This window comes from Psychrobacter sp. 2Y5 (assembly GCF_051847375.1).
Classification (GTDB): domain Bacteria; phylum Pseudomonadota; class Gammaproteobacteria; order Pseudomonadales; family Moraxellaceae; genus Psychrobacter.
In genome coordinates, this window is record NZ_JBPYDA010000005.1 from 99,420 (window position 1) to 111,347 (window position 11,928).

Annotated in this window: 9 protein-coding genes; 3 read left to right on the top strand and 6 right to left on the bottom strand. The window is 44.2% G+C overall.

Annotation, left to right across the window (positions count from 1 at the left end):
• Nucleotides 1–3: 3 nt before the first annotated feature.
• The 5 genes from ACS8E3_RS06865 to ACS8E3_RS06885 form a co-directional block, all read right to left on the bottom strand.
• The gene (locus tag ACS8E3_RS06865) at nucleotides 4–720 is read right to left on the bottom strand and encodes a TIGR04283 family arsenosugar biosynthesis glycosyltransferase (protein WP_439242592.1); all 717 of its coding nucleotides are present in this window, start codon (nucleotides 718–720) and stop codon (nucleotides 4–6) included.
• A gap of 36 nt (nucleotides 721–756) precedes the next feature.
• Nucleotides 757–1,590 carry a DUF547 domain-containing protein gene (locus tag ACS8E3_RS06870; RefSeq protein WP_439242594.1) on the bottom strand — a complete coding sequence of 278 codons (834 nt, stop codon included), beginning with the start codon at nucleotides 1,588–1,590 and terminating at the stop codon, nucleotides 757–759.
• A 2-nt stretch (nucleotides 1,591–1,592) separates the two neighbouring features.
• Nucleotides 1,593–3,764: an FAD-dependent oxidoreductase gene (locus ACS8E3_RS06875; RefSeq protein ID WP_439242596.1), complete on the bottom strand. Its 2,172-nt coding sequence runs from the start codon at nucleotides 3,762–3,764 to the stop codon at nucleotides 1,593–1,595.
• A gap of 85 nt (nucleotides 3,765–3,849) precedes the next feature.
• On the bottom strand, nucleotides 3,850–4,857 hold the full coding sequence (gene arsS, locus ACS8E3_RS06880; RefSeq protein ID WP_439242598.1) for an arsenosugar biosynthesis radical SAM (seleno)protein ArsS: 1,008 nt from the start codon (nucleotides 4,855–4,857) through the stop codon (nucleotides 3,850–3,852).
• A gap of 224 nt (nucleotides 4,858–5,081) precedes the next feature.
• A complete protein-coding gene (locus ACS8E3_RS06885; RefSeq protein ID WP_439242600.1) occupies nucleotides 5,082–6,245 on the bottom strand; it encodes an FAD-dependent oxidoreductase in 1,164 nt (387 codons plus the stop codon).
• Nucleotides 6,246–6,375: 130 nt separating this feature from the next.
• Here ACS8E3_RS06885 and ACS8E3_RS06890 point away from each other — a divergent pair, with 130 nt between their 5' ends.
• From ACS8E3_RS06890 to dapD, 3 genes are all read left to right on the top strand, one after another.
• Nucleotides 6,376–8,163, top strand: coding sequence for an amidohydrolase (locus ACS8E3_RS06890; RefSeq protein WP_439242602.1), 1,788 nt, complete (start codon nucleotides 6,376–6,378; stop codon nucleotides 8,161–8,163).
• A 62-nt stretch (nucleotides 8,164–8,225) separates the two neighbouring features.
• Entirely contained in the window at nucleotides 8,226–9,167 is a 942-nt protein-coding gene (locus ACS8E3_RS06895) for an alpha/beta fold hydrolase (protein ID WP_439242801.1), read from the top strand.
• A gap of 224 nt (nucleotides 9,168–9,391) precedes the next feature.
• Entirely contained in the window at nucleotides 9,392–10,213 is an 822-nt protein-coding gene (gene dapD, locus ACS8E3_RS06900; protein ID WP_201610229.1) for a 2,3,4,5-tetrahydropyridine-2,6-dicarboxylate N-succinyltransferase, read from the top strand.
• A gap of 147 nt (nucleotides 10,214–10,360) precedes the next feature.
• Here dapD and ACS8E3_RS06905 read toward each other — a convergent pair whose 3' ends face one another.
• The gene (locus tag ACS8E3_RS06905; protein WP_439242604.1) at nucleotides 10,361–11,818 is read right to left on the bottom strand and encodes an aldehyde dehydrogenase family protein; all 1,458 of its coding nucleotides are present in this window, start codon (nucleotides 11,816–11,818) and stop codon (nucleotides 10,361–10,363) included.
• Between the last annotated feature and the right edge of the window lie 110 nt (nucleotides 11,819–11,928).

An 11,928-nucleotide genomic window follows, 5' to 3' on the forward strand; every position in this document is an offset into this window, starting at 1 on the left:
CTATTATTTATAATAACGTTGTCTAATATTATCCGCTGATATGCCGCGCCAATAATCAAAGCGCAGCTGCCACATGAGAATAATGGTCCGCCACGTACCATGCTGCTGCCAACGCCTTGCTGAAGTTATCACCTTAGTTTTTAGACAAGCAGGTTTGGCAATTGCTTTAAGCTGTTTACACAGCTCGACATCTTCCATCAAGCCTTGCTTAGGATAGCCACCGACTTGCTCAAACAGAGTACGTTTGATGAAAATAGCTTGATCGCCAGTTGCAATGCTAGTGAACCGTGAGCGCCAATTCATCATTTGACTGACCAGCCAAAGCATCGGCTGACGACTATTTAACTTGACATCAAAACGACCCCACTCTGAGTTTTTTGTAGCGGTCATCACCTCATATATAGCTTGAGTTGGTAGCTTAGTATCGGCATGCAAAAATAATAAGATGTCACTGGTGGCTAACGCTGCACCTGCATTCATTTGGCGCGCGCGTCCGGCTTTAGACTCAATAATTTGCCAATCAGTTTTATGATTATTCGGCGTCAACTGTTTGACCATATCTTTAGCCATTCGAAGAGAATCATCGTTTGAGCCACCATCAACCAAGATCACTTGCTGCGGGGCTGGATTGAGATTATAAATATTGGCAAACAAATAAGGCAGATTGTCTGCCTCATTGAGTATAGGGATAATGATAGTAACGTTAGCAATAGCCGTCATAGTTAGCCGTACTCTTACTTTTGCTTATTATTGCCATTATTTTTTGTTCAAATTCCAATTATAATCGGTATAGCTAATCTTAGTTTTGCCATTTTTTAAATCAGCCGTTTGTGATTTATTGAGACCTAAGGAGGAATTATAGCGAGCCAAAAATCCTTCTAAATCTTTGGTACCGCGCCAATTGCTCTCAAAGTCTTCTTTATACCATTTAAAAATTGGCGATACCTCAAGCGTATTACCTTTGAGTCTATTGCGACTGCTATCGGTGAGGAATTTACTGGTGACTTGCTCCAACTGCTTATCCAGTTTACTACCCGTATAAGCATCGTCCAATAATGCAGGACAACCAATGCTTGCACAGTTTACCGCAAAGTGAATACGCGGTTCGTTATAACGCCCAGAGCCGCGAATCAGGTTGTGCTCAATATCATCAAGCGAGCGTTTTTTACCCAGTACGGTGACAAAATCTTGCTTCCAAGGCGAGCTAAAAATCCCGCCAATATCTTTAATCGATTTGATATTAGGATATTTGGTTAGCACTAAATCTACGGTGCCTGCGTTATAGACGTTGATTAAAAAGGCTAATTGCTCATCCTTACTCCAACGGTTGAACTGTGCTTGACTAACTTTGCCAATCGCTGCCAGGTAGCTATCAAGCTTAGCTTGATCCGCTTTCATAGCGTTATAATTAACGACTGAGGCTTTGCCTCCATTGGTCATCGTGACGTTTTTATTTAACAAACTGTCCCAAGCGCTATGATTAAAGTCGGCATAGCTTGCCATGCTAGCCAATAATATTGAAGTCGCGACTGCTGTCTTAGTTAATAAACGCTTGCTTGAAAAACTAATAGTGCTTTTAAATAAGCTCATATTTAACTCCGTTTAAATCGATGATATTTCTCTACCCATTTGAGTAAAGTCTCTGGGGCATGATTACGCTTCCACTCGCCCGCTACATATTTATTGGCTTCACTCATCGTGGGATAAGTATGAATCGTGCCGAGTACTTTATTGAGTCCAAGGTTATGTTTCATCGCCAGCACGTATTCTGCTAGCAGCTCGCCAGCATTATGGCCGACGATAGTCACGCCTAGTATTTTGTCTTTATTAGGCACGGTCAAAACTTTTACCCAACCTGTCGCTTGGCTTTCGGTGACCGCGCGATCAAGGTCACTAATATCATAGCGAGTTACTTCAAACTCAATACCCTGCTCATTGGCTTCAGTTTCACTAAGACCAACCCGAGCGATCTCAGGATCGATAAAGGTCACCCAAGGAATCACGCGATAATCCGCTTTAAACTTCTTAAGACCGCCAAACAATGCGTTGACCGCTGCATACCAAGCTTGATGCGAGGCCACATGGGTGAACTGATAAGGGCCTGCAACATCACCCGCTGCTAAGATATTAGGGAATTTGGTTTGTAGGTAGTCATTGGTAACGATAGTGCCTTCAGTATCTATGCCTAGGTTCTCAAGGCCATAGCCTGTGGTACGAGCCTCACGACCGACCGCCAGTATCAAAGCATCAAACTCCAGAGTACTCTCTACTCCTTGCTTGTCTTTTACTGTCAAAGTTTGTACTGAACACTCTTTATTAACACCACTATCGCGTGTGAAACGTACCGCATCGTGATTAAGTAGCACTTGTACGCCATCGGCCTCTAGACATTCTTTGGCATAGTCAGCCACCTCTTGATCTTCCTTATTAAGCAGCTGCGCACCACGTTGAACTTGAGTCACATTTGAGCCCAGCCGAGCAAAAGCTTGTGACAATTCACAACCAATAGGCCCACCGCCGATAATGACTAAGCGCTCAGGCGGCGAGGATTGATGGCTGAGTTTCTCCCATAAATTATCACTGGTCAGATAATCAACGGTCTCTAAACCGTCAATCGGCGGTATAAAAGGTCGGCTACCGGCAGCGATGATAATATTGCGCGTGGTAAGGCGCTGTACTTGACCATCGTTATCTTTAACCTCAACCGTCCACGGATCAATGATAGTGGCGTAGCCTTTGATCACATCGACGCCAAGACCCGTATAACGCTCGACACTATCATTGGGTTCAATTTTTTTGATTACTTGCTGGATACGGCTCATAACGGCTTTGAAGTTGTAATCGACTTCGACGTTTTGTAGACCAAACTCTTCAGCATGACGCATGTTGTGCGCCACTTTTGCGCTTTTAATCAGCGATTTGCTCGGCACGCAGCCATAGTTTAGACAGTCACCGCCCATCTTATTGGCTTCAATCAACGTAACTTTAGCCTTTACCGTAGCGGCGATATAAGAAGACACCAGTCCGCCTGCTCCCGCGCCGATCACTACCATATTACGATCAAAGGTCTTAGGCTTATTCCAACCTTTATAAACTTGGCGAGCTTTGTACCAATCGAGTACTTTTTTGGCTAATAAGGGAAATATCGCCAGTAACGCAAATGAGCCCAATAACGCTGGGGAGATAATATCTCCAAGGCTTTCAATTTGCGCAAGTTGCACGCCAGCGTTGACGTAGACAAAAGTCCCTGCCAGCATGCCTATTTGACTAACCCAATAATAAGTCCACGCCTTGATAGTGGTTAAACCCATCAAGATATTGACGATGAAAAAGGGAAACAATGGCAATAGACGCAAAGTAAATAAGTAAAAGCCGCCGTCCTTTTCTATACCTGTATTGATACTTTTGAGCTTATTAGCAAACTTACTTTGGAAGCTATCTCGTAGTAGATAACGAGAAGCAAGAAAAGCAAATAGCGCGCCAATGCTAGAAGCAAAGGAAGCTAATAATAGCCCCCACCAAAGACCAAACAAGGCTCCCGCGAGCAAAGTCATGATAGCCGCGCCTGGCAATGAGAATGCGGCGACTAATACATAGGCTAAAAAGAATAACCCGCCTACCAATAGTGGCGACTGGTTGCGCCACTCATAGAACTGTCCTAAGCGCGACTGAATACCTTCTAGGGTCAATAAATCATCGAAACCAAAGAAGAAGAAACCAGCGATGACTAAGATAACCACGAGGACAATTAAAATCTTTTTCATAAGCTAATATTGTCCTGTGTAGACGGAATAAAGCGAGTGTAGTAAAAGTAAATTACAAAATTTATAAGGTATCTATTTAACAACTTTAAACCGCCGAATCTACAATTTTATCGTCTTGTTTATGTTCTTGGCCTTCCTCTTCTAGCGCGCCGCCGCAGCTACTGCCTTGCCCTGCAGTACAGCCATAACAATGATCGCCGATAGCTATCGCGTCGCCTGTAGAGTCTTCAGTAAGCAGATCACGTAGATGTCGACGTGACTTATTGGGTACGGGCATCTCAAGTTGCTGATTAAAGTCGCAGTCAAACAGCTCACCTAACCAGTTGACACTGATGGTCGAGCGACACATGACTTCTTTTAAATTATCAGCGTCGTAATTATCTTTGAGCAGATCCATATAAGGGTGAAACTCGTTTTTGGCTAACAATACCGCGCCAAAACGCTGAATCGGCATATTAGTTAGCGCAAACAGTTGATTAAACTCGATATCAAAATGTTCTTTGAGCTCACGCTTATAATCAGCTTCGAGCATCTGTTGATTGGGGGGTAATGTCGCGCCTTGGGGGTTATATACTAGATTCAAAGTCAAGCCTGTATCAGCACGTCCATAGCCTAAAGTGTTTAGCTTGTGAAGACCCAAGATACTATCATCAAACGCGCCTTTGCCACGCTGCTTATCAACGTTCTCTAATGAATAACAAGGTAGTGATGCCACAACTTCAACGTCATTATCCGCCAAGAACTGCGCCATGTCCTCAAAACCCTCTTCCATCAAAATCGTTAGATTACAGCGATCAATAACTTTAACCCCTAAGGCGCGAGCTTCTTTTACTAGGTATTTGAAATCTTCATGCATCTCTGGCGCGCCGCCTGTGAGATCAAGCGTATCTATCTCTTGCGCTTGTAATACTTCTAATATCAGCTCAACTAACTCGCGTGACATCATCTCAGTACGATAAGGACTGGCAGCTACATGACAATGGACGCAAGACATATTGCATAGATAGCCCATATTGACTTGCAATGTCGTCAGCTTACGCCTCTTAATCGCAGGAAAGTCCGTATGTTCAAGCAGTTCAATAGTTGATTTCATAGCGTGTGGCCTTTGGATGATGATCGTTTTAATCTTTAGTATTTGCTGCGTATACAAGCAGAATATAGGAAAACTTTAAAGATAAATAGCTTTTTTGAGTGATAACTCATTTATTATTACACTATTTAATTTTTCTATTGTGACGCGGGGTGATAGTCAGTGTAACTAAACAATCAATGGCAGCTAAACTATTGTTTCGTAAATCGGTATTGCTGATATCATTACTACAAACTCTGCTCATAAGAGTTAACAAAACGCTTGTCGATATAACGTTTGAGCCACCAGACCCAGCGTCCTTCTACGCTAAAGCTACCCCAACTGCCAATAGCATATTTATCACCGCAAGCGAGCAAATACAAAGTACGGTTTTTAGGTTGATAGCTTTTTAAATTATCCCCTGCTAAATAGGCCAGTAAGTTATCGGCTTCCACTTTGCCACCAAATACCGCATGCACGCCTGAATGTGCCATCTCTCGATCCACGCGAGTCGCCACGTCACCTACGGCAAAGACATTGTCATGCGAGATACTTTGCTGTTTATCATTGACCGCGATAAAACCTTCATCCACTGTAGCCAAATTAGTATGACCAGTCCAAGCAGAGCCCATCACTCCTGTAGCGGCGATGACCGCATCGGCAGCTAGCGTTTGCTGAGACATTATTAATTGCCCATCCGCTAAACTCTCAGCGCGCTCATAGATAATCTTAACATTGTGGCGCTGTAATTGTTTAATGACGCGAGAGCGAAAGCCTGCATCAAAGTCTGAGAGTAAATGCTCACCGCAGACTAGACAAGCTTGATGATTGGCATTAATTTGCTGTAAGGCAAACTGTGCTGCCATCACCAGCTCCGTTGCTGCCGCGCCCGCACCCACTACGGCAACTTTATAAGAGCTCGTTTGCTTAGCTTGCTTAAGGATCTGTTGCCACTGTTCGACGAAATTGAATATTGGTCGTACGGGAATGACTGTATTTTCTAAATATTCATCTGCTAGGGCATCAGTGTCAAGCCAAGTCATATCAGTATCAGCGCCCGTATTTAGCGATAGCATCTGATAATGAAAATGCTTTTTTTCAGCAGTAGTGACAATTTCTTTATCAGCATCGACGGCGACGATTGGTCGCTGTACTAGCGTCACGCGGGCGCGTTTGCACAGATCAGTAATGTTGATACTGATGTCGCGAAGGTCATAATGTCCTGCCATCCACCCGGGCAACATACCAGAATAAAGCGTCTGCGGCTGCTCAGTGATAATGCTTACCTCTATATCTTTTAGATCATCTAAGCGCTTATTTGCAAGCCGGCGTAGCAAGCCAATGTGTGCGTGCCCTGCTCCAGCGAGCAGTAGTTTTTTGGTAGGATGCTTTTTAATCAGTAGCTTTTTCATTGTTTACGCTTTTATTAGAAGAGACCGCTGAGATTAAAACATAAGTTAATACCACTTTAAGTCAGTCTATTGTAGGATGGATAAAATGTTTGGTAATTAACATACAAAGAATAATTTTAAGGATAAGATAATGTCGCAGTCACTAATGATAGCTCGCTTGGGTAAACCAACCCTACTAGCTATGGCTCTAGCAAGCCTAATCGGTTGCAGCTCAATCGATAATACCCTCACAGAAAATAGCACCGCTCAAGCATCTGCAGAGTCGGCGGCGACCGTCTATTATAATGGTGATATTATCACTATGGCAGGCGATACCCCTGACATGGTTGAAGCGCTAGTGACTAAAGACGGTAAAATCGCTTATGTGGGTAGCTTAAATGCGGCGCAAGCAAAATATAAAAATGCCGTTCAAGTTGACTTAAAAAACCAAACTTTATTGCCTAGTTTCATCGATCCGCACAGCCATTTTGGTATGGTCTCTAATACCTTTGGCCAAGCTGACCTTAATCCGCCGCCTGTCGGCAATGTCGATAGTATCGATAAAATGCTACAAGTGCTCAAAAATTATAAGGAAGATAATGATATCGCTGATGGTGAATGGCTATATGGCTGGGGTTATGATGAGACGCAACTCGCCGAGGACCGTCATCCGACCAAAGAGGAAATCGATAGCGTACTCCCAAATAATCCCGTCTATTTGCAGCATACCAGTGGACATATGGGCGTAGCGAACTCTAAAGGCCTAGCTGCGATGGATATCACTGCCGATAGCCAAGCGCCAGAAGGCGGCAATATCGCTCGCGTTAAAGGCTCTGATGAGCCCAATGGTCTAGTGCAAGAAACCGCGATGTACCCGTTTATGTATGTGCTTCTCAAAGAGCTGACACCCAAGCAAGCTGAATTTTTTGATCAAACCCAAGATTACTATGCGAGTAATGGCGTCACTACTGCGCAAGATGGCTCAACCACGCGTGATGCGATTGAGTTTTTTCAATCACAAGCGGATGCGGGCAAATTAAAGATCGACTTAGTCTCACTCGCAGGCGTCAGTGATTTAGATAAGAACTTAGCCGATAAAGACTTTGTTTGGAAAAGGTACCAAAATGGCTTTAAAGTCCAAGGCACCAAAATTATTGCCGATGGCTCCCCGCAAGGCAAAACCGCTTATTTTACTCAGCCTTATCTAACCCCGGTGGCGGATTGTGAGAGTGATTGCCGCGGCTTGCCTAGTATCAGCCAAGATGAGATGAATGAGATGTTTGCTAAAGCTTACGCGCGGGACAATCAGCTTTTTATCCATAATAATGGTGATGGCGCTACCGATATGATTCTCAAGGCGCATGAGTATGCGATCAAAAAAACCGGCCAAGCGGCTGATAAAGACCGCCGTACTGTGCCCATCCATGCGCAGTTTGCGCGTCCGGATCAACTAGAGGCGTTTAGAAAGTATAAGATGCTGCCGTCATTTTTTACCAATCACGCTTATTTTTGGGGTGATGTCCATATCAAAAACTTAGGGGCTAAGCGAGCGAACTTTTTAAGCCCTATTGCGACTGCTGATGACATGGGACTAATATACACCAACCATTCTGATGACACAGTGACCCCTATTGATCCGCTATTCTCTGTCTGGACAGCGGTCAATCGCACATCACGCACCGGCAAAATTATCGGTAAAGATGAGCGCGCCAGCCCCTATCAAGCGCTAAAAGCAATTACTGCTAATGCCGCTTATGAGTACTTTGAAGAGGACTCTAAAGGCTCTTTAGAAGTCGGTAAGCTTGCCGACTTAGTCATTTTGGATAATAATCCTTTAACGGTAAAAGCGGATAATATCCGTAATATAGAAGTAGTAAGGACTATCAAGGAAGGCAGAACCATTTATGACCGCGCCACACCAGACTCAAGCGCGCAGTAAACTGATAAAAAACTATATTTTTATTTATTAAACTCATCAAGGACCTTTATATGAGCACTACTATGAGTACTACCGAGCAAATTACCTCATCGAATACTAGCCACTATCTGCATCATACTTTTTTTGAGCCGACAGATAGCGAGACTCAGATCACAGCGACTCTATTGATCGTTCACGGTATGGCGGAGCACAGTGGTCGTTATAGCGACTTTGCGCAGTTCTTAGCAGATAATGGTATCGCTGTCGCCACCTATGATCAGCTCGGTCATGGCAAAACGGTTAAGTCAGAGAGCGAGCTTGGCTTCTTTGGTGAAGAGCATCCGGTGCAGTCTTTATTAAAAGATGTGATTATCATGGCAGATAGTTTAAAGGCGAAGCATCCAGATGTTCCGCACTTCATTATGGGTCATTCGATGGGCTCGTTTATCGTACGTACAGTAATGAAGCATCACGCTCATAACTTTACAGGCGCTATTTTGATGGGTAGCGCTGATGCTGATCCATTAGCCAAAGTTATTTTGCCTATCAATAAATGGCTTGCCAAAATCGCTCCTAAAAAACCAAATGCGGTGTTTGCTAACATTATGAATAAAATCTTCAATAGTAAACTTGATAACCGTATTTCTTCCTCACAGTTTGCTTGGCTGACCGAAAACCAAGCCAGTATTGAGGTTTATGAAGCCGATCCTTTAACCGGTTTCGACTTTACCAATAACGGTTATTTAACGCTATTTAACTTAATGGAATCCGGTCTAAACAAAAATTGGGCCGCGACTATTAACAAAGACTTTCCGATGCTATTTGTCAGCGGTAAAAATGACCCTGTCGGTAATATGAGCAAAGGCGTACGCAAAGTGGTCAACCGCTTAAATGAGCAAAACTTTAATCAGGTAGACGTTAAGCTGTATCCACATATGCGCCACGAACCGCTCCATGAGTTAGAGAAAAAAGCCGTCTATCAAGATATTTTAGACTGGATAAATAGCCATGCTACCAAAGTCTAGTAATCATTATTCACACGCTATATAGTCGCTATGAAATAAAACAGATACGTCTGCATGGTCATTTTTATATTAAGCTAGCTATAAGTAAGTGATTTGCTAAAAGACATAAAATTAGCGACAATACGGCAGCTAACTTTTAGCCTATAAGCAGCAGATTAATGGGTTGAACCTTTACTATAAAATTTAAATTCATTTAACTTACATTATTAATTTTGGGAACTTTTATGTCATTACAACAAACGATCGAACAAGCTTTTGAAAACCGTAACGAGTACAGCCCAGCCAATATGCCGCAGGATGTCCGTGATGCTATCGAGCAAGTGCTTGAGCAATTAGACAACGGTAGCCTGCGCGTCGCTGAAAAAAAGGATGGCGAATGGGTGGTCAATCAGTGGGCGAAAAAAGCCGTCTTACTCTCGTTCCGTCTCAATGACAACTATGTGCAAGCAGCCGGCGAGCATGTGCAGTTTTATGACAAAGTGCCGACGAAATTTGCCGATTGGAGTGAAGCTCAGTTCAAGGAAGCAGGCGTACGAGTCGTACCACCAGCCGTCGCTCGTAAAGGCTCCTACATTGCAGCAGGCGCGGTACTGATGCCGTCCTATGTCAACATCGGCGCGTATGTCGATCAAGGCGCAATGGTTGATACGTGGGCGACCGTCGGCTCGTGCGCGCAAATTGGTAAAAACGTCCATCTCTCAGGTGGTGTCGGTATCGGCGGTGTTTTGGAGCCACTACAAGCTAATCCGACCATCATTGAAGACAACTGCTTCATCGGTGCGCGCTCTGAGATCGTTGAAGGCGTTATCGTTGAAGAAGGCGCAGTGATCTCTATGGGCGTCTATATCGGTCAATCTACGCGTATCTATGATCGCGAAACTGGCGAGATTCATCGCGGCCGTGTACCCGCAGGTTCTGTGGTGGTGCCCGGTAGCTTGCCATCTGAGGACGGCACCCATAGTCTATACGCTGCTATCATCGTCAAAAAAGTCGATGCGCAAACGCGTGCAAAAACAGCGGTTAATGAGCTATTACGTTTAGACTAGTTATTTAGACCTGTTATTGGGATTAGTTATACAGTCTCTATAACTCTTATACATTACCGTAATAAAAAAGATGCTGAAGTCTGACTTCAGCATCTTTTTTATTGAAAATGGATTTTTGATTACTTCATCACCTAGCTTAGTATCTCGTTACTCTCCGACCACACCAGACTGTAACACCAAGTGTTTAACTTCGATAAAGTCTTCAAGCGTTGACTGACCACGCAGGCGACCGACGCCGCTTTGCTTATAGCCGCCTTCCTCAAACTCATCGCGCATCACTGCCCAATCATTGAACCAAATAGTACCTGCTTGCACTTCTCGGGCAACGCGGAACGAGCGGTCTAAATCTCTGGTCCAGATACAAGCAGACAAACCATATTCTGTGGCATTAGCCATCTCAATCGCTTCGCGCTCACTTTCAAACACTTCTAATACTAGTACCGGGCCGAACACCTCTTGCTGTACGATATCCGCTTGACTGTCATCGACTTCTAACAAGGTTGGCTGATAAAACGCGCCTTTAGCTTGTTGGCTATCATTGAGTGGACCACCGCGAACGAGTACTTTAGCACCTTTATCGATAGCATCTTGTACCATCTTATCGACACGTTTTACGTTATTTTGATCGATCATCGCGCCCATATCATTGCTAGTATCCATCGCATCGCCGACTTTGACGTTCTCTAAGCGTTTGGATAACTTGTCGCGCACTTCATCAGCGATATCTTTATGGACTAAGATGCGGCTACCAGTCATACAGAATTGACCGGTAAAGGTCGTGAGCGCTTTTTCAACGACTGGCAAACAAGCATCAATGTCAGTATCGGCAAAGACAAGGTGCGGGGTTTTACCGCCGAGCTCTAGGCCAAATAGCTTCAGCTCATCTGCGCCTTCTTTCATTAGCGCGCGTCCCGTTGAGGTGCTGCCTGTGAAACTAATGGTCGGTACATCAGGATGCTCGACTAAGGTTTGTAATGCCTCTCGCTCGCCTATAACCATATTGACTACCCCTTTAGGCAGATCCTCTACGCTAGCAATAATATCCATGATAAGCGCATTACTCAGAGCCGTTTGTCCCGGCATCTTCAGTACGGTCGTGCAGCCCGCTGCCAACGCGGGGGCCAACGAGCGAATCAGTAGCGCCGCAGGAGAGTTCCAAGGCGTGCTAATACCCGCTACCCCTATCGCTTCTTTAACTAAGATAGAATACTTGCCCGCCGACCATTCCGCCGTACGACCAAACTCAGTGTAGATTTTAGAAGCCGCGAAACGTATATTAGGCATAACAAAAGAGGCTTCAAATTGCGCCTCACCAATTGCTTTACCATTCTCTTTGGCTATCATAGTTGCTAGCTCATCTTGACGAGCTTCAAATGCATCTGCCATCTTGGTCAACACTCGATAACGCAGATCGCGGTTGGTTTTCCAGTCGGTATTTTTGAAGGTATCTTTTGCCGCTTTGATAGCGTCTTGCATCTCAGTTTTGCCGCCTTCAACGTAACTGCCTAAGACGTCACCTGTCGAGGGATTGATGGTGTCTTTTTTATCGCCGCTATCTATCCATTCTCCATTGATATATTGCTTGGCATGATTATTTGTTATCATATTGCACTTTCCTTTACTGTTTTGACCCCTATAATCCTAGACTTCTACTTATTGGATTACTATTGGTTATTGTAACTGGTTATTATCACTTTGATTATTAACGCCGTTAT

Excerpts from the sequence above, each read along its gene's own strand:
- ACS8E3_RS06865 (WP_439242592.1), bottom strand. The coding sequence starts at position 720 with ATGACGGCTATTGCTAACGTTACTATCATTATCCCTATACTCAATGAG.
- ACS8E3_RS06870 (WP_439242594.1), bottom strand. The coding sequence starts at position 1,590 with ATGAGCTTATTTAAAAGCACTATTAGTTTTTCAAGCAAGCGTTTATTA.
- ACS8E3_RS06875 (WP_439242596.1), bottom strand. The coding sequence starts at position 3,764 with ATGAAAAAGATTTTAATTGTCCTCGTGGTTATCTTAGTCATCGCTGGT.
- arsS (WP_439242598.1), bottom strand. The coding sequence starts at position 4,857 with ATGAAATCAACTATTGAACTGCTTGAACATACGGACTTTCCTGCGATT.
- ACS8E3_RS06885 (WP_439242600.1), bottom strand. The coding sequence starts at position 6,245 with ATGAAAAAGCTACTGATTAAAAAGCATCCTACCAAAAAACTACTGCTC.
- ACS8E3_RS06890 (WP_439242602.1), top strand. The coding sequence starts at position 6,376 with ATGTCGCAGTCACTAATGATAGCTCGCTTGGGTAAACCAACCCTACTA.
- ACS8E3_RS06895 (WP_439242801.1), top strand. The coding sequence starts at position 8,226 with ATGAGTACTACCGAGCAAATTACCTCATCGAATACTAGCCACTATCTG.
- dapD (WP_201610229.1), top strand. The coding sequence starts at position 9,392 with ATGTCATTACAACAAACGATCGAACAAGCTTTTGAAAACCGTAACGAG.
- ACS8E3_RS06905 (WP_439242604.1), bottom strand. The coding sequence starts at position 11,818 with ATGATAACAAATAATCATGCCAAGCAATATATCAATGGAGAATGGATA.